The sequence below is a fragment of the Xanthomonas euvesicatoria genome (assembly GCF_013112235.1).
GTDB lineage: Bacteria > Pseudomonadota > Gammaproteobacteria > Xanthomonadales > Xanthomonadaceae > Xanthomonas > Xanthomonas euvesicatoria.
The window spans coordinates 370,251-387,014 of sequence record NZ_JABFFS010000001.1; the positions used below are offsets into that span (position 1 = coordinate 370,251).

General features: G+C 64.5%; 17 protein-coding genes. 12 read left to right on the forward strand and 5 right to left on the reverse strand.

Going from position 1 to position 16,764, the window contains the following annotated elements; genetic code table 11:
* Positions 1-422 precede the first annotated feature (422 nt).
* From HLH45_RS01480 to cydB, 3 genes are all read left to right on the forward strand, one after another.
* Complete coding sequence (locus tag HLH45_RS01480) at positions 423-704, forward strand: hypothetical protein (protein WP_008577712.1); 282 nt, start codon at positions 423-425, stop codon at positions 702-704.
* Between the two features lie 290 nt (positions 705-994).
* The gene (locus tag HLH45_RS01485) at positions 995-2,404 is read left to right on the forward strand and encodes a cytochrome ubiquinol oxidase subunit I (protein WP_008577709.1); all 1,410 of its coding nucleotides are present in this window, start codon (positions 995-997) and stop codon (positions 2,402-2,404) included.
* Positions 2,395-3,417 (forward strand): cytochrome d ubiquinol oxidase subunit II, encoded by a 1,023-nt coding sequence (cydB, locus tag HLH45_RS01490; RefSeq protein ID WP_008577708.1) that lies wholly within the window; start codon positions 2,395-2,397, stop codon positions 3,415-3,417. The genes HLH45_RS01485 and cydB overlap by 10 nt, the downstream gene beginning before the upstream one ends.
* A gap of 112 nt (positions 3,418-3,529) precedes the next feature.
* Here the strand turns inward: cydB and HLH45_RS01495 are convergent, their stop codons facing one another.
* Together HLH45_RS01495 and HLH45_RS01500 are read right to left on the reverse strand one after the other, a co-directional pair.
* The gene (locus tag HLH45_RS01495; RefSeq protein ID WP_008577706.1) at positions 3,530-3,739 is read right to left on the reverse strand and encodes a hypothetical protein; all 210 of its coding nucleotides are present in this window, start codon (positions 3,737-3,739) and stop codon (positions 3,530-3,532) included.
* A 147-nt stretch (positions 3,740-3,886) separates the two neighbouring features.
* Entirely contained in the window at positions 3,887-4,528 is a 642-nt protein-coding gene (locus HLH45_RS01500) for a DUF6766 family protein (RefSeq protein ID WP_008577704.1), read from the reverse strand.
* Between the two features lie 218 nt (positions 4,529-4,746).
* Here HLH45_RS01500 and HLH45_RS01505 point away from each other — a divergent pair, with 218 nt between their 5' ends.
* From HLH45_RS01505 to HLH45_RS01530, 6 genes are all read left to right on the forward strand, one after another.
* Entirely contained in the window at positions 4,747-5,613 is an 867-nt protein-coding gene (locus HLH45_RS01505) for an SDR family oxidoreductase (protein ID WP_008577702.1), read from the forward strand.
* A gap of 433 nt (positions 5,614-6,046) precedes the next feature.
* The gene (galE, locus tag HLH45_RS01510; RefSeq protein ID WP_008577700.1) at positions 6,047-7,216 is read left to right on the forward strand and encodes a UDP-glucose 4-epimerase GalE; all 1,170 of its coding nucleotides are present in this window, start codon (positions 6,047-6,049) and stop codon (positions 7,214-7,216) included.
* Positions 7,217-7,253: 37 nt separating this feature from the next.
* A complete protein-coding gene (locus HLH45_RS01515) occupies positions 7,254-8,438 on the forward strand; it encodes a glycosyltransferase family 1 protein (RefSeq protein WP_008577698.1) in 1,185 nt (394 codons plus the stop codon).
* Positions 8,435-9,619, forward strand: coding sequence for a UDP-galactopyranose mutase (gene glf, locus HLH45_RS01520; protein WP_008577697.1), 1,185 nt, complete (start codon positions 8,435-8,437; stop codon positions 9,617-9,619). Before HLH45_RS01515 ends, glf begins: the two co-directional genes overlap by 4 nt.
* Before the next feature lie 89 nt (positions 9,620-9,708).
* Positions 9,709-10,860, forward strand: a complete 1,152-nt coding sequence (locus HLH45_RS01525; protein ID WP_008577693.1) for a glycoside hydrolase family 1 protein — start codon at positions 9,709-9,711, stop codon at positions 10,858-10,860.
* On the forward strand, positions 10,857-12,632 hold the full coding sequence (locus HLH45_RS01530) for an ABC transporter ATP-binding protein (protein WP_033479363.1): 1,776 nt from the start codon (positions 10,857-10,859) through the stop codon (positions 12,630-12,632). Before HLH45_RS01525 ends, HLH45_RS01530 begins: the two co-directional genes overlap by 4 nt.
* Before the next feature lie 193 nt (positions 12,633-12,825).
* Here the strand turns inward: HLH45_RS01530 and HLH45_RS01535 are convergent, their stop codons facing one another.
* Positions 12,826-13,008, reverse strand: coding sequence for a DUF3606 domain-containing protein (locus tag HLH45_RS01535; protein ID WP_008577689.1), 183 nt, complete (start codon positions 13,006-13,008; stop codon positions 12,826-12,828).
* 100 nt (positions 13,009-13,108) lie between these two features.
* Positions 13,109-13,723, reverse strand: coding sequence for a DUF4142 domain-containing protein (locus HLH45_RS01540; protein WP_008577687.1), 615 nt, complete (start codon positions 13,721-13,723; stop codon positions 13,109-13,111).
* Positions 13,724-13,991: 268 nt separating this feature from the next.
* Here HLH45_RS01540 and HLH45_RS01545 point away from each other — a divergent pair, with 268 nt between their 5' ends.
* Entirely contained in the window at positions 13,992-15,155 is a 1,164-nt protein-coding gene (locus HLH45_RS01545) for a zinc-dependent alcohol dehydrogenase (protein WP_008577685.1), read from the forward strand.
* Positions 15,156-15,240: 85 nt separating this feature from the next.
* Here the strand turns inward: HLH45_RS01545 and HLH45_RS01550 are convergent, their stop codons facing one another.
* A complete protein-coding gene (locus HLH45_RS01550) occupies positions 15,241-15,423 on the reverse strand; it encodes a hypothetical protein (protein ID WP_008577683.1) in 183 nt (60 codons plus the stop codon).
* Positions 15,424-15,711: 288 nt separating this feature from the next.
* Between HLH45_RS01550 and HLH45_RS01555 the strand changes: the two genes are divergently transcribed.
* Positions 15,712-16,134 (forward strand): YkgJ family cysteine cluster protein, encoded by a 423-nt coding sequence (locus HLH45_RS01555; protein ID WP_031425011.1) that lies wholly within the window; start codon positions 15,712-15,714, stop codon positions 16,132-16,134.
* 33 nt (positions 16,135-16,167) lie between these two features.
* Positions 16,168-16,365, forward strand: coding sequence for a hypothetical protein (locus HLH45_RS01560; RefSeq protein WP_008577680.1), 198 nt, complete (start codon positions 16,168-16,170; stop codon positions 16,363-16,365).
* Positions 16,366-16,764 lie beyond the last annotated feature (399 nt).

The following is a 16,764-nucleotide window of genomic DNA, read 5'->3' on the forward strand; positions in this document are numbered from 1 at the left end:
TGGTGCGGCGCTCCTCCCCCGGTCGAGCCCGCCCTGACGGCTGTGGGCGAAGTACGCATGGAAGCGCTCGATTGCGCCAGTGCCAAGCGTCACGCTCTGGGTCGGTCGCCGCTTCGAGAACGCCGAAACGCCAAGGAGAGCAAGGTTTGCCAGGGCCGCCGCGCAAGTCCAACAACGGGTGCCGTCTTGATCGAGCGCTGGCTGAGCTCGCTTGCGTGCCTGCATCGGAGCCAGGATATCAGCCGGGGCTGACGTAAGCCGACGCCACCATGGCGCCGCATGAACCCGTCAGGAAACCGCATCGGGTCCACTGGGTTACCCACAGCCTACGCACCGCTCGTGGAGAGGGCGTGCACAACGCGCTCACGCGTTCCTTCCACGGTGCGGCGAACACTCGCTCGATCCAGCGAGCGAGGTGTCCCATGCACGCAGTCTCGGCGCCCGTGCAGGCCGATGTGCAAACCGAATTGGAGTACTGGCGTGGCGAGCACCGCCGGGGCCAGCTTGGCTATCACGCCTTCGACGGCATTCCCGAAGGCACGATCCGGGCGGTCTGCGCGGCATACAACGCACGCCCCGACCTGACCGATGCAGAAGCGGTCAAGGCCGTGCGCGATGCGCTGTGCCTGACTCCCGGCTCGATGAATGCCGTGCTCGCCGATTGGCTGGCGCCGCGTTGCCTGCGCCACCTCCGCCAGGCGTGATGCAGCTACAGGTTGGGCCCGCTTGATTAGTGCGGTGCACGCCTGCCGTGCTCGGAAGGGGCTCTTCGGGCCTGCAAGGTATCGCACGGTGCGTCAGTTCACTCTTTTTCGCGCGTGATGGGCGCAGGCTTGTCATTGGCACCACGCGTCTGCACGCGGTGGCGGCATGCGTGCCCAGGTGCCCGTTGTTCGCGCACGCTGCAGGTGCCAGCTGCGCTTGCCCGGCCTGCGCCGCATGCCGCGGCCGTGGTGTCGGCGCCGCCGCATACCGCCAGGCATAGGAGAAACCTGTGGAAGCGCTGCTGCTGTCCCGTATCCAGTTCGCCTTCGTCATTTCGTTCCATGTGCTGTTTCCGGCCTTCACCATCGGCCTGGCGAACCTGCTCGGGTTTCTGGAATGGCGTTGGCTGCGCACGCACGAAGAGGCCTGGAAGCGGCTGTACTTCTTCTGGTTGCGGATCTTTGCGGTGTCTTTCGGCATGGGCGTGGTCAGCGGCATCGTCATGGCCTTCCAGTTCGGCGCCAACTGGCCCGAGCTGAGCCGCATTGCCGGCAGCGTGATCGGCCCGCTGCTGAGCTATGAAGTGCTCACTGCCTTCTTCCTGGAAGCCAGCTTCCTGGGGGTAATGCTGTTCGGCTGGGGCCGGGTCTCCGAACGCCTGCACTTTTTCGCCACCTGCATGGTGGCGATCGGCACGCTGGTGTCCACGTTCTGGATCTTGTCGTCCAACAGCTGGCTGCACACCCCGCGTGGCTACGCGATGGTCAACGGCATCGTGCAGCCGGTCAGCTGGCTGCAGATCATCTTTAACCCGTCGTTTCCGTATCGCCTGGTCCATATGGCGCTGGGTTCGTTCATCACCACCTGCTTTGTGGTTGGCGGCGTCGGCGCTTACTACCTGCGCAAAGGGCTGCATGTGGATGCCGGCGCCCGCATGTTGCGCTTGTCGGTGGCATTTGCCGCCATCGTGTTGCCCATCCAGGTCCTGGTAGGCGACCAGCACGGGCTCAACACATTGGAGCATCAACCGCTCAAGGTCGCCGCGATGGAGGCGCACTGGCACAGCGAAAGCGATGGCGCCGGCGTGCCGTTGGTGGTGTTTGCGCTGCCCAACGCACAGGCCGAGCGCAACGACTATGAGGTGGCCATCCCGCGCCTGGGCAGCCTGATCCTGACCCACAGTGCAGACGGCGACATTACGCCGCTGACGTCGGTGCCGCGCGATCAACGCCCGCCGGTGGCTCCGGTGTTCTTTGCCTTCCGCATCATGGTGGGCCTGGGGATGGCGATGCTGTTGCTGGCGTGGATCTCGGCCATTGCCTGGTGGCGTGGACGCCTGCATGCCAGGCCGCTGATCCTGGCCTGGAACCTCATGCTGCCGGCTGGATTCATGGCGCTGGTGGCTGGCTGGTTCGTCACCGAGATCGGGCGCCAGCCGTGGGTGGTGTACGGGCTGTTGCGTACTGCCGATGCGGTGGGCCCGCAATCGACTGCGACAGTGGCGGTCTCGCTGCTGGTGTATCTGCTGGGCTATGCGTTCGTATTCGGCTTCGGAATCTTTTATCTGACCAAGCTGGTCCGTGCCGGGCCGCAACCCAGCCGCGACGGGCCGGATGTGGCCGGCGGCGAACACACGCCGGCACGCCCGCTGTCCGCGGCAGATACATCACTGGAACAGGAGAACACGCCATGGAACTGAACTACTGGTTGCCGGTGGTGTGGTTTGGCGTGATCGGTTTCGGCGTGCTGATGTACGTGGTGCTGGACGGCTTCGTGCTCGGGCTGGGCATGCTGGCGCCCTTCGCGCGCGACGAACAGGAAGTGGACCTGATGATGAACACCGCCGCGCCCATCTGGGACGGCAACGAAACCTGGCTGGTGCTTGGCGGCGCCGGCCTGTTCGCTGCGTTTCCCACGGCGTATGCGGTGATCCTGTCCGGCCTATATCTGCCGGTGCTGTTGATGGTGATGGCGCTGGTGTTTCGTGGGGTGGCGTTCGAATTCCGTTTCAAGGCGCAGCGCTCGCGTCGATTGTGGACGTTATCGTTCATCGCCGGCTCGATCCTGACCGCCTTCGCGCAAGGCATCATCCTCGGCGCGCTGGTGGAAGGCATGCCATTGGACAACGGGCGCTACACCGGCGGCGTGTTCGGCTGGTTCAGCCCGTTCACCATCCTCACCGGTGCTGCGCTGGTGTTCGGCTATGCGCTGCTCGGCAGCACCTGGCTGATCCTCAAGACCGATGGGCGCACCCATACCTTGGCGCGGCAATTGACCAAGCCGCTGGTGGGCGTGGTGGTCACCTTCGTCGTGCTGGTCAGCGTGTGGCTGCCGTTCCTGAGCTCGCATGTGATGGCGCGCTGGTTCGAACATGGCAATTTCTGGTGGCTGTCGCCGATTCCGCTGATGACCGCAGCCGTAGCGCTTGCGCTCTGGCGCAACAGCGACAGCTCGCGCAGCGACGCATGGCCCTTCCTGTTGACGCTGGCGATCTTCGTGTTGGGCTTCATCGGCCTGGTGTTGGGCATGTGGCCGTATCTGGTGCCACCGAGCTACACGATCTGGCAGGCGGCCTCGCCACCCTCTTCGCAAATCTTTCCGATGGTGGGCCTGGTGGTACTGCTGCCACTGGTGCTCGGTTATACGGTGTGGTCGTACCGCGTGTTCCGCGGCAAGATCACCGCCGATGTGGGCTATCACCATCATCACTGAGCGAGAGTGCGGCACGCAGGCGTGTGCACCATGCGAGGCGTTGCGGCAGATGTCTTCAGACAACCCAACAGCGCCCGCGTTGCGGGCGCTTTGGCGATACGGGCGGTGTGCTTCAGCGTTTTTCCGAGCCGTCCGGCCGTTCGTAGTCGTGTTCGGGGTCGGCCTTGTTGATCTCGGGATCTTCGTCGGGCATGTCGTGCACCTTCCATGCGACATCCTCGTTGCGACGCTCCTGTGGCGTAAACGGCTTTTTCTGATCGTCTTCCGGGCCCCATGGCTTTTTCGATTCGCTGCCCATGCTCATCTCCTGCGTGGTCGTCATGACCCAACGCTAGGCGCGCAGGCATTGCGAGGTGGTGAACGAAGCCCGGTGGTGGCGTGAAGTGCGTGTGGCAATGCACTCCCCGCACCGGAGAGCACAGGCTCCGGCTGCGTACCCTTCGCCGCTTCGCAAAGGGCTCAAGCCGCGTTACCCGCCGGTCTGCGAATGCGGCGCCTCGACCGGCTTGGACTGCGGCGAATCCTTCTGCCGCAACCAGATAGTCAACACCACCAGCGAGAACACCGCCAGGAACTCGCTCTGCCAGTTCTGCATCGATTCGAACCAGAACGCTGCGCTGGTGAAATGCTCCAAGACCGTGATGGGCGGCAAGCCCTTCTGCGCACGTTCCACCACCTCCAGTCGCCAACTGCCGACCAGATGCAGCGCAAAGCTCATCAGGAACAGCGCTCCGAACGCGATGGCCAGCGAATGGTCGTACAGCCGTCGCCATATCCCGCCGGCACGCACCGGCCAGGGCGTGGTGCCAGGCTTGATCTCAACGCTTTCTTCAGCCGGATCGAGCGGGCGCGATTCGGCAGAGCCCACCTGCCGCAACTTCACGGTGAGCAACACGTACATGCCCATCTGCAGGAACTCGCTCTCCCAGTTTTCGAACAGTGCCGACATGAAATGCGGGCTGTGCAGATACGCAGACAGCAGCAGCGTCGGCTGCCCCTGCTCGCGCAATTCGTCGTTGTATGCATGCAACCCGGCATAGATCTGGCAACCGATGAAGAAGATGGTCAACGCAAGCAGACACAACGACAGCCCGTTACGACGCAAGAACATGGATGACCTCCTGACGATGCGCGCAGTATCGAGCGTCCTGGGCAAAACCGCATGAAGTTTGCGTGCAACCGCGCTGTTCCGCATGCCGCGCGATGGGTGACTGCCACGCACAGGGCGCAACCCGCAACACACCACGCGCACATCGTTTAGCCCGGACGTTTACGTTTGCGCGACCACACTGGCGTGCAACCAACGACTTCCACTGCCAGGAGACCACGATGCCCGTACCCAACTATCCACGCCCCCCCTTCAAGCCACAGCAGCAGAGCTTTCCCGGACGCACCGAGAAGATGGACCCGCGCCCGGACCATGGCGAAGACAGCTACGTTGGCCACGGCCAGTTGAAGGGCAAGCGCGCATTGATTACCGGTGGCGACAGCGGCATCGGCGCTGCGGTTGCCATCGCCTATGCACGCGAAGGCGCAGACGTGGCCATCGCCTTCCTTCCCGACGAGCAGGAAGATGCAGCGCGCATTGGCGCGCTGATCGAAAAGGCCGGCGTCAAGGCGCTGCTGGTGGGATGCGACATCAGCGACCCCGGCCAGGCAGCGGCCTTGATCGACAAGGTCAACAGCACGCTGGGCGGCCTGGATATCCTGGTCAACAACGCCGGTTACCAGAAGTACTTCGAGACCTTCGAAGACATCACCCTGGACGAATGGCGCAAGACCTTCGACACCAACGTGCATGCGGCCTTCAATCTGGTACGCCTGTCGGTACCGTTGATGACCGATGGCGGCTCCATCATCAATACCGCCTCGGTGCAATCGAAGAAACCCACGCCCAACATCCTGCCCTACGCCGCGACCAAGGGTGCGCTGGCCAACCTCACCATCGGCCTGGCCGGCGTGCTGGCGGAGAAGAACATCCGCGTCAATGCGGTCCTGCCGGGCCCGATCTGGACACCCTTCATTCCCTCCGGCATGGATGAAGAGTCGGTGGAAAACTTCGGCGGGCAGACGCCCATGGGGCGCCCAGGTCAGCCGGTCGAGCTGGCATCGGCTTACGTGATGCTGGCGGCCGACACGGCCAGTTACACATCGGGCACCTTGCTGACCATCTCTGGCGGCGCAGTCACGCTGTAACGCCGTCGCATTGTTGCCACGCCCGCGTCGCTGATCGAGCGACGCGGGCTTTTTATTGGCTCAATCTTTTAGGTGAACGCTCAGCGCTCACCAGCGCATGCCTCCTCGCGTCTGCTTGCCCGTGCAGTCGTTCGGGCGCATTGCGACAGCGCGCAAAAAACGCACAGCCAAGGTGAGTTTCCGGTCAACGTTGCGCTCGCGTGGCACCCACCCGTTCCTGCGATTGCTCTCACGGTCGGCCTCCTACCGTAGGTGGCGTTGGAACGTGATGCACCACACCTCTCCAAACAGTGCTGCCCGCCACGCCTGCGTGGCGCAGGCGCGAACCCACTGCTGGCGCAACGACATCGCCCCCATGCATCGACGCATGCGAGCTGATGCATCCGCGCCATTGGCAGGCCAGCGCAGTAGCGCCCCCATAAGGCAGACAACAATGCGAATTCTGGTCACCGGCGGCACCGGCTATATCGGCTCACACACCTGCGTGGAACTGGCGCGGCGCGGTCATGACGTGTGCATTGTCGATAATTTGAGCAACTCCTCCGAGCGCGTGCTCGACCATCTGCAGCATCTGATGGGGTTCCGCCCGGAGTTTCATCGCATGGATGTGCGTGCGCCCGAGCTTGCCGACTTGTTGATCAGCGAGCGCATCGACGCCGTCCTGCATTTTGCCGCACTCAAGGCCGTTGGCGAATCGGTGCGCGAGCCGCTGCTGTACTTCAACAACAACGTCACCGGCACGCTGGCGCTGCTACGCGCGATGCGGACTGCCAAGGTGTGCAACCTGGTGTTCAGCTCGTCGGCCACCGTGTATGGCGACGCCAACCGCAGCCCGATCGACGAAAGCGCGCCGCTGAAGGCGATCAACCCCTACGGGCGCACCAAGCTGATGATGGAAGAAATGATCGGCGACCTCAGCGCCGCGTGGCCGGATTTCAATGCGGCGTTGCTGCGCTACTTCAACCCGGTGGGTGCGCACCCCAGCGGGTATCTGGGCGAAGATCCGCGAGGCGTACCGAACAACCTGATGCCCTACATCGCGCAGGTGGCAGTGGGGCGTCGCGCGGCATTGCAGGTCTTCGGCGACGACTACCCCACCGACGACGGTACCGGCGTGCGCGACTATCTGCATGTGATGGATCTGGCGCGCGCGCATGTGGATGCCATCGATTACCTGCAGCGCGAGCGCAAGGGCCTGGTGGTCAATCTGGGCACCGGGCGCGGCTACAGCGTGCGCGAGGTGGCGGCCGCGTTCGCGCGCGCCAGTGGCAGGCGCATTCCGCTGAGCATCGCGCCACGTCGCGGTGGCGACGTGGCGGTGTACTTCGCCAGCACTGCGCTGGCCAACCGGCTGCTGGGCTGGACCGCGGAATACGACCTGGACCGCATGTGCCGCGATACCTGGCGCTGGCAATCGATGCACCCGGATGGCTACGCCGGTTCGCGTCTGCCGCGCCCGCGCTCCGCGGCGGCCGTGCCCGAACGCGAAAGTGCGCGCGAGCTGCCGACATCACCGCGCCGGCGACCGCCCGGTCCGGACACGCGCCGTCGCAGCGAGCCGGTACGCACGCTGGCGGTCGCCGATGGTTTCTCCGGCGCGTAATGCGCAACGACCCGTTTCTTTCCTACGAGGGTATTCCATGAGTTGGGCTGGCCAGTTCCAATACGCGATCGGCAAGACCCGCCGCGCGGTTCCATCCGACAGCACGCCGCAGTTCGATCCGGCGCGGCCCACACTGTTGTGTCTGTCGCATCTGCGCTGGAGTTTTGTCTATCAGCGCCCGCAGCACCTGATGTCGCGCTTTGCACGCGATGCCAATGTGCTGTTCTGGGAGGAGCCCATCGCCTGCGATGCAGCCGAACCCTGGCTGGAGGTGCGTGGCCAAGAGCACGGCGTGCACGTCTTGGTGCCGCGCCTGCCCGTCGGGTGCGGGGGCGAGGAGGCCGTGCAGGTGCAACGTCGCCTGCTGGACGGCTACCTGGCCGAGCTTGGCGTACGCGACCTGCTGCTGTGGTACTACACGCCAATGAGCCAGAGCTTCAGTGCGCATCTGCGTGCGCGCATGGTCATCTACGACTGCATGGACGAGTTGTCGGCCTTTCGTGGCGCGCCCCCGGAGCTGGTGCAACGCGAGCGCGCACTGCTGCAGCGCGCCGATGTGGTCTTCACCGGCGGCTACAGCATTTGGGAGGCCAAGCGCGCGTTGCACGCCAATGCGCACGCGTTCCCCAGTAGCGTGGACGTGGCGCACTTCGCCGCCGCGCGCACGCCGCAGCAGGAGCCTGACGACCAGGCCGGCATCGCGCACCCGCGGCTGGGTTTCTACGGTGTCATCGACGAGCGGTTCGACGTCGAGCTGCTACGCGCGATCGCGACGCAGCGGCCGCACTGGCAATTGGTGATGATTGGCCCGGTGGTCAAGATCGATCCCGCCGAGCTGCCGCAGGCCACCAACATCCACTATCTGGGCGGCAAGACCTACGACGAACTGCCTGGTTATCTCTCCGGCTGGGAGGTGGCGTTGATGCCGTTTGCGATGAATGCCTCCACCCGCTTCATCAGCCCGACCAAGACACCCGAATACCTCGCTGGCGGCTGCCCGGTGGTGTCCACGCCAATCCACGATGTGGTGCGCACCTATGGCGACACCGGCGTGGTGCGCATTGCCGCGACCGCCGACGCGTTCGTCGCCGCGTGCGAAGCCGCACTGCAGGACAGTGCAGATCGCGCGCAGTTGCTCGACCGCGCCGATGCCGTGCTGGGCGACATGTCCTGGGACCACACCTACGACCTGATGAAGGAGACGCTTTCTTGGACGCAATGACCCCGCCGGCCGCCGCGCCGCTCGCCGCCCGTCGCACGCGCGGCAATGCACGGCGTGGTTTCGATTACCTCATCGTCGGCGCAGGATTTGCCGGCAGCGTGTTGGCCGAACGGCTGGCCGCCGGCCTCGGCAAGCGTGTGCTGGTGGTCGACCGTCGCCCGCATATCGGCGGCAACGCCTACGATTTCCATGACGATGCCGGCGTGCTGATCCATCGTTATGGTCCGCATATCTTCCACACCAACGCGCAGCGCATCGTGGATTACCTGTCCAATTTCACCCAATGGCGTCCGTATGCGCACCGCGTGCTTGCGCAGGTGGGAGACCAGCAGGTGCCGATCCCCATCAACATGACCACGTTGAACCGTCTGTACGGCCTGCAACTCAGCAGCGAAGAACAGGCCGCAGCGTTCCTGGCCAGCCGCGCCGAGCCGGTGGCCGATATCCGGACCAGCGAAGATGTGGTGGTCAATCAGGTGGGCCGCGAGCTCTATGAAACCTTCTTTCGCGGCTATACGCGCAAGCAGTGGGGGCTGGATCCGTCGCAGCTGGACAAGTCGGTGACCTCGCGCGTGCCCACCCGTACCAACGACGACGACCGCTACTTCACCGACACCTTCCAGCAGATGCCGCTGCATGGCTATACGCGCATGTTCGAGCGCATGCTCGATCACCCCAACATCAAGGTGATGCTCAATACCGACTACCGCGAGATCTGCGACGAGCTGGAGTACGACCAGCTGGTGTACAGCGGGCCGGTGGACGAATACTTCGACTATTGCTACGGCAAGCTGCCGTACCGCTCGCTCAGGTTCGAGCACAGCACGCTCGATCAGGAGCACTTCCAGGCGGTGGCCACGGTCAATTATCCGGACGAAGCGGTGGCCTACACGCGCATCACCGAATACAAGCACCTCACCGGCCAGCAACATCCCAACACCAGCATCACCCGCGAGTATCCTTCTGCCGAGGGCGACCCGTATTATCCGATTCCACGCGCGGAGAACGCAGAGCTATATCGGCGTTACGAACGCCTGGCCGCCGAGACGCCCAAGGTGACCTTCCTTGGCCGTCTGGGCACCTACAAGTACTACAACATGGATCAGGTGGTCGGCCAGGCGTTGGCCTTGTACAAGCGCATCGAAGACGCCGAGCCGCGGCGCGCCGAGCTGGCGGTCTGACAACGCACGCCCCGCCCTGCAGCACCGTGGCTGCAGGGCAGTTATCGACGCAGCGCTGCAACCCAGCGGCGCGCGCAGCAGGATGTTGGATGCATACCCCCACACTGTTCGAAAGTTTTTTCATGGCGGGGTTCGAGTGTTCGACCCACCGCCGCCGCGACGGGCGCAGGCTCGACCTGATTGCCGCCACCGGGCATGACCGTTGGGCCGCCAAGGACTACGCGGCGTTGGCGGCGCATGGCCTACGTACCGCGCGCGATGGCCTGCGCTGGCATCTGATCGAACCACGCCCCGGGCATTACGACTGGTCCAGTTTCCTGCCGATGCTGCACGCGGCCGACAGCGTGGGCACGCAGGTGATCTGGGACGTGTGCCATTACGGCTGGCCGGACGATGTGGACATCTGGACGCCGCAGTTCGTCGACCGCTTCGCGCGCTTTGCTGCCGCCGCCGCACAGTGCATCAAGGACGCCTCCGACGCCGTGCCGTTCTACGCGCCGCTCAACGAGATCTCGTTCTGGGCATGGAATGGCGGCGATCACGCGCGCATGCATCCGATGGCGCGCGGGCGTGGTTTCGAGCTCAAGCATCAATTGGTCCGCGCCACCATCGCCGCGATCGACGCAATACGCCAGGTGGATCCGCGCGCACGCTTCCTGCAGGTGGACCCAGCGATCCATGTGGTGCCATCCAACGACCGGCCCGGCCCGCGCCGCGAAGCCGAACGCCTGCGGCTGGCGCAGTTCGAAGCCTGGGACATGATCTGCGGCAAGCAGTGGCCAGGACTCGGCGGGGCGCCGGAGTATCTGGACATCATCGGCCTCAACTACTACTCGGACAATCAGTGGTATCTGGGCGGCGTGCCGATCCTGCGCAACTCGCCCGACCACCGCCCGTTCTCGACCATCATGCTGGAGTTCTGGCAGCGCTATCGCCGCCCGATGATCGTCTCCGAAACCGGTGCCGAAGCCGATCAACGCGCCCCCTGGCTCGATCATGTCGGCAGCGAGGTTGCGCTGGCCCTGCAGCACGGCGTGGCGATGGAAGGTGTCTGTCTGTATCCGGTGCTGGACTACCCCGGTTGGGACAACGACCGGCATTGCCCCACCGGCGTGCTCGGCTATGCGGACGAGCACGGCGAACGACCGCTGCACCAAGGCCTAGCCGACCAACTGCGCCGCGAGCACGCGCGTTTCGGTCTGCGCGCACCGCAGTTCGCGCTGGCCGATATCGCCCCGTGAGTACGTCCGCCCACTCCACCTTGCTGCCGGACACGCCGGCGCGTTTTCTCTGGCACTACGTGGGCCGACGGCCGTGGCATTTCAGTGGCTTGCTGCTCCTGATCGTGGGCGCGGCCGGCTGCGCGGTGTCGGTGCAATACGGCATGAAAATGCTGGTGGACGCGATGGCCACCGATCAACGCAGCCAGGCAAACGTGTGGCTGCCGCTGGGCCTGTTCATCAGCCTGATCGCGGTGGAAAACCTGCTGTGGCGCCTGGGCGGCTGGCTGGGCTGCCGCACCGTGGTGGCCAGCGTGGTGGACATCCGCGTGGATTTGTTCCGCCATCTCACCGGCCACCCGATGCGCTACTTCACCGAGCATTTTGCCGGTGCGCTGGGCAACCGCATCACCGCGCTCGGCAGCGCCGCCGGGCAGATCTTCGGTGGACTGGCGTGGAAGATCGTGCCGCCCATCGTGGATTTCGTCGGCGCCATCGTGCTGCTGTTGACGGTGGATTGGCGCATGGCCGCCACGCTGGTCGGCTTCATTGCGATCGTGGCGGCCATCATCACCAGCTTCGGCATTCGCGGCCGCGCCAAGCATCAGCGCTTTGCCGCGCAGGCCGCCCGGGTGGGTGGCGAGCTGGTGGATGCGGTTTCCAACGTGTGGACGATCAAGGCGTTTGCCGCGCGCGATCGCGAAAGCGCGCGGCTGGCCGAACAGATCGGTCACGAGGCCGTGGCGCATCGGCGCAGCTGGATGTACGTGGAAAAGGCGCGGGTGATTCACGACATCTGCCTGTCGCTGATGGCCGGCGGCATGCTGATCTGGGCCATCGGCATGTGGCGCTCCGGAGCGGTGAGTGCAGGCGATGTGGTGTTGGTCAGTGCGCTGACCTTCCGCATCCTGCATGGCTCGCGCGATCTGGCGCTGACCTTGGTGGACACCACCCAGCAACTGGGCGCCATTGCCGACACCTTGCAGATCATTCTGCAACCGCACGCCATCGTCGATGCGGACGTGCCGCTGGCCTCGGCCGAAGGCGATGTGCGTTTCGAACAGGTGCGTTTTGCCTATCCCGAGCGCGCCGCGGTGCTGGAAGGATTGAACCTGCATATTCCGGCCGGCCAGAAAGTGGGCATCGTGGGGCCCTCCGGTGCCGGCAAATCCACCTTGATTGCCCTGATCCAGCGCCTGGACGATGTGGAATCCGGACGCGTGCTGATCGACGGGCAGGACATCCGCGGGGTCAGCCAGGACAGCCTGCGCGAAAAGATTGCAGTGGTGCCGCAGGAAACTGCGTTGTTCAATCGCAGCATCGCCGACAACATCCGCTACGGACGTCCCGATGCAAGCGATGCCGAGGTGCACGACGCGGCGCGGCATGCATTCTGCGATGGCTTCATCCGGCAATTGCCCGAGGGCTACGACACACAGGTGGGCGAGCGCGGGGTGATGTTATCGGGCGGACAGCGGCAACGGCTGGGGATTGCCCGCGCCTTTCTCAAGGATGCGCCGATCCTGATTCTGGACGAGGCCACCTCGGCACTGGACACCGAATCGGAAGCGGAGATCCAGGCCGCACTGGATCACCTGATGCGCGACCGCACCGTGTTGGCGGTCGCCCATCGCCTGTCCACGGTGATTGGCTTCGATCGCATCGTGGTGCTGCAGGACGGCCGTGTGGTCGAAGATGGCAGCCCTGCGGAACTGCGCGGCCGCGGTGGCGTGTTCGACAGTTTGTGGCAGCGCCAGGCAGCCGGATTCGAGACGGCACCGGAAGCACCGTGAGGCGGCTGCGCCCAGAAGCGCTGCTTGCCTTGCGTCATGCGCGGCGAGGCAGGCGCAGCCAGCGGCTGGCCCAGTGCGACGAGCATGGCATGAGATGCACTTTCCGGCCTGGCAGCAGACCACGTTTGCGATCGCTGGCGCGCAAAAAAAACAGGCAGCGTCTGGCTGCCTGTTCCACTTCCTGCACAACGCCTCAATGCGGTGGCCGATAGTCGCGCAGCCTGTTCGTCACGTTGCCGACCTCCTGCACTGCGCGCTTGAGGTCGTCTTCGGACATCCCCAGTTCGCGCGCCCAGTACTGCAACTCCCATTCCTCGTTGATGCTTACATTGTGCATGTCGGTGGGTTGACGATTTGCATCCCGTGGTTCGCCCATGGCGATCTCCCATGTAGGACAGCTGGTGAGCCGGCTGCGACGCCGGCGCTTCGCACGGTTTGCCGGCTGCCGCATCGACGCGTTGTCTGGCGAGCTGTGGTCAGTGGGGCTGGCCCTGATTGGCGCGCAGCGCCTTGGCGTGTTCCAGATGCTCGGCGATGGTGTCGCGTGCGCGCTGCAACTCTTTACCCAGGTCGCTTGAGCCCGGCTCGCTGCTGAGCTGTGTGTCCAGCAGGGCCAACGCCTGCTCGTGGCTGTCCACACTGGCTTGCAGATACTGCGATTCGAACTGTTGCCCGTGCAAGTCCTGCAGGCGCTTGCGCACGCCCTCGGCGCCCGCGGTGGCGGCCTGGGCCAACGTGCCATTGCGATCCGGCGCAAACCGGCTGAGGTCCGTCAACGCAGCGCTGTGGGCTTCGTCCATCTTGCGTGCGAAGGCCAGCACCTCGCCTTCCACACCCTTGACCACCGCCAGTTGCGCAAGCGTGCGTTCGTTCTCGTTGAACACTGCCAGCGCGCCAAGCGCCTGCTTGCGGTCGCGGGCATCGCCCACGCTATCGCGCAACGGGTCGCCGTGAGGCGGCGTGCTACCGACCACCGTGGCTACGTTGCTCTGTAGATCCTGCGGATCGCTCGTGTGCCCCTGCCGGCGCTGCCAGGCCTTGTACGCCACATAGCCCACCGCGCCGGCGGTCACCATCTTGAAAAGTCCCATCGCTGTCTCCTGTTGAGCGCGATCTTTCATCGCGTCTGGCGGTCGTTGATTGTTGGGTTCGCAGGGACGGCGAAGGCGGCATGCCTGCGTCCCAGCGCGTCATATGAGCCTGCGAGCGCGGGGGTTATCCAGACGTGACCTGCGCATCAACGCCGCGTCGGCGATCGGGCGCGTCCACACCGCGCCCACGCAGTGTGCTGACAGGTTTAACACCGCTGCACGAACACTGCAGTGCGCCGCCGCGTCTAAATGCCCACAGGAGACAGACATGCTTGCCCTCAACTACCACGGTTCACGCGATGTGCGAGTGGAAACCGTGCCCGATCCACTCTTGGTCGAACGCGACGACCTGATCCTGCGCGTCACTGCCACCGCCATTTGCGGCTCTGACCTGCATCTGTATCGCGGCAAGATTCCCGACCTACGCCCCGGCGACATTCTCGGCCACGAATTCATGGGCATCGTGGAAGAGGTGGGCCCGGATGTCACGGCGGTCAAGCCGGGCGACCGGGTCGTGATTCCGTTCGTGGTCGCCTGCGGGCGGTGTTTCCACTGCGTGCTGCAGGAATTTTCCGCGTGCGAAACCACCAATACCGGCAAGGGCGCGGCGCTCAATCACAAGGACATGCGCCCGCCCGCCGCGCTGTTCGGCTTCAGCCATTTGTATGGCGGATTGTCCGGCGGCCAGGCCGAATACGTGCGCGTGCCCAAGGCCAATGTCGGCCCGCTGGTGGTGCCCGATGCCTTGCACGATGAGCAGGTGCTGTTCCTGTCCGACATCCTGCCGACCGGGTATCAAGCCGTCGTCGATGCAGGCGTCAAACAAGGCTCGACCGTTGCCATCTTCGGCGCCGGCCCGGTCGGCCTGATGGCCGCGGCGTGCTGCCGCATGCTGGGCGCAGAGCGCATTTTCATGGTCGACCGGCACGCATACCGGCTCGATTTTGCGTCCAGGACCTATGGCGTGATTCCGATCAATTTCGACGAGGTCGACGACCCGGCCGATGTGATCGTCTCGCAGACCGATGGCCGGGGGGTCGATGCCAGCATCGAGGCGGTCGGCTTCGAGGCCGAAGGCAGCGCCATCGAAACCGCACTGACCAACCTGAAACTGGAAGGCAGCAGCGGCGTGGCGATCCGCCAGTGCATCGCCGCAACCCGTCGTTGCGGTGTGGTGAGCGTGCCCGGCGTGTATGCCGGCTTCATCCACGCTTTCATGTTTGGCGATGCATTCGACAAGGGCCTGACCTTCAAGATGGGCCAGACGCATGTGCAAAAGCATATGCCGCATCTGCTGGAATGCATCGGCAATGGTCAGCTCAAGCCAAGCTCGATCATTTCGCATCGCATGCCGCTGGCTGACGCGGCGCGTGGCTACGAACTCTTCGACAAGAAGCAGGACGATTGCCGCAAGGTGGTGCTCACGCCGTAAAAGCGTGAGTGGGATCTACGCAGACGGCGCGATCTTCGACCGCGCCGTCTGCATGTTGTATAGCTGTTGAGTGTTGGCAACAGGCTCAGTCCAGCGGCTTGGCCGGCACGAACGGGGACACCGGGTCGCTGGCCGGGAAGGTCTCTTCCACCGCTTCGTCCTGCAGCGCGTCCTGCTTTTTCTTGTCGTGCTGCGTTTGGTCGTGCGGCGCTTGATCGCGCTGTTCGGCGTGGTCGTTTGCAGAGGAAATCTGGTTGGATGTGCTCATGTGTTTTCCTACGACGTGATGCGAGCCACTACGCTACGGTGCGCTGCGTTGGCACAGGTGAAAAGCGTCTTCGCACATCAACGACAAAGGCAACGGATGTGCTGCACTGTGCATGCCGGGCCATGCAGTGCATTAGGTGCGGTCTCGCATTCCTTCCCATGCGGCGCAACCATGGTCCCTCTCGATCACGCGCGGCGCCCGGGCGCGACCTGTGCTTGCGCAGATGAAGTCAGGCAGCGCTGTGGCGACCAGCAGTGTCGCCGAACGCGGCATCCGGCACCCACGCAGTTGCACCTGCACGGCCGCCATGCGACGACGCGCCTTGGGTTCACATCCGCACGCGTCCAGGGTGTATGGTGCATGGGCGGCCGGAATCCGGTATCGCCCTCATTTCATCTGGCCCTTTCCATCGACAATCTCTGCGAACGCTGCGACGCCGTCTGCTGCCGGCTCACCGTCATGGTCGATCCATCCGACCGTATCCCACACCATCTCACCAGCGTGACGCCGCAAGGCTGGCATGTGATGGCGCGCGACGAGGAAGGCTGGTGCGTGGCCATCGACGCTGCGCGCATGTGTTGCTCGATTTACGAGACGCGACCGGCGATCTGCCGGCGTTTCGTCATGTCCGGCCCGTATTGCCGCGACGTACGTGCCACCTACGACGATCAACGCCGCCGGGGCATTCCCTTGACGCTGTACAACGCATGAGGATTTGCGATGCATCATTCCCGCCGCCAGTCGATGACCGTCAGTAACCAGCCGGGCAAGCCGCGGTTGTCCGAACAGCGGTTGGCCGCCGATATGCAGGCATTTCAGCAATCCGGCGGCGCAATCGAGCGACTGGGCGATACACCGCTACGTCGCGAAAAAAAGCGCGGCACGCCAGAGGCTGCGCCAGCCGCTGCAGTCACACCGGCCGTCGCAGCCGAGGCCGAGTAAAACCGCAACGGCAACAGGCATCTTGCGCCTGCCGGGTCAGAGACAGCCTCTGCAGCATGCAACATGCCGATTGCAGCGCGACGCCTGCGCGGCGCTCGCAGGGCGCGCATCGCACCGTGCAGCGGCCGTCTCGCCCAGCCGAACTCTTGTTATGCAGGGGCGCTGGCGATTGGCCGGCTGTCCCACGTCTGCCGCTGCATCCACGTCGAAGCGGCGAGTGGGGTATTGCGTTGCCCGATGCCTCGCAGGCGCCTGCGCACATCCATCCGCCATCACCGACGCGATGCGACGTAGTCGGCCATCAGCTTCAAACCACGCGATCAGGGCAGCTGCAACTCTGGGCCGCACTGCAGAAGCTGCTTGGGCAGTCAGCGCACGCGGACTCAGTGCTCAACAGAT

Coding starts and splice junctions, on each gene's coding strand:
- HLH45_RS01480 (WP_008577712.1), top strand. CDS start 423: ATGCACGCAGTCTCGGCGCCCGTGCAGGCCGATGTGCAAACCGAATTG.
- cydB (WP_008577708.1), top strand. CDS start 2,395: ATGGAACTGAACTACTGGTTGCCGGTGGTGTGGTTTGGCGTGATCGGT.
- HLH45_RS01495 (WP_008577706.1), bottom strand. CDS start 3,739: ATGACGACCACGCAGGAGATGAGCATGGGCAGCGAATCGAAAAAGCCA.
- HLH45_RS01500 (WP_008577704.1), bottom strand. CDS start 4,528: ATGTTCTTGCGTCGTAACGGGCTGTCGTTGTGTCTGCTTGCGTTGACC.
- HLH45_RS01505 (WP_008577702.1), top strand. CDS start 4,747: ATGCCCGTACCCAACTATCCACGCCCCCCCTTCAAGCCACAGCAGCAG.
- galE (WP_008577700.1), top strand. CDS start 6,047: ATGCGAATTCTGGTCACCGGCGGCACCGGCTATATCGGCTCACACACC.
- HLH45_RS01515 (WP_008577698.1), top strand. CDS start 7,254: ATGAGTTGGGCTGGCCAGTTCCAATACGCGATCGGCAAGACCCGCCGC.
- glf (WP_008577697.1), top strand. CDS start 8,435: ATGACCCCGCCGGCCGCCGCGCCGCTCGCCGCCCGTCGCACGCGCGGC.
- HLH45_RS01525 (WP_008577693.1), top strand. CDS start 9,709: ATGCATACCCCCACACTGTTCGAAAGTTTTTTCATGGCGGGGTTCGAG.
- HLH45_RS01535 (WP_008577689.1), bottom strand. CDS start 13,008: ATGGGCGAACCACGGGATGCAAATCGTCAACCCACCGACATGCACAAT.
- HLH45_RS01540 (WP_008577687.1), bottom strand. CDS start 13,723: ATGGGACTTTTCAAGATGGTGACCGCCGGCGCGGTGGGCTATGTGGCG.
- HLH45_RS01545 (WP_008577685.1), top strand. CDS start 13,992: ATGCTTGCCCTCAACTACCACGGTTCACGCGATGTGCGAGTGGAAACC.
- HLH45_RS01550 (WP_008577683.1), bottom strand. CDS start 15,423: ATGAGCACATCCAACCAGATTTCCTCTGCAAACGACCACGCCGAACAG.
- HLH45_RS01560 (WP_008577680.1), top strand. CDS start 16,168: ATGACCGTCAGTAACCAGCCGGGCAAGCCGCGGTTGTCCGAACAGCGG.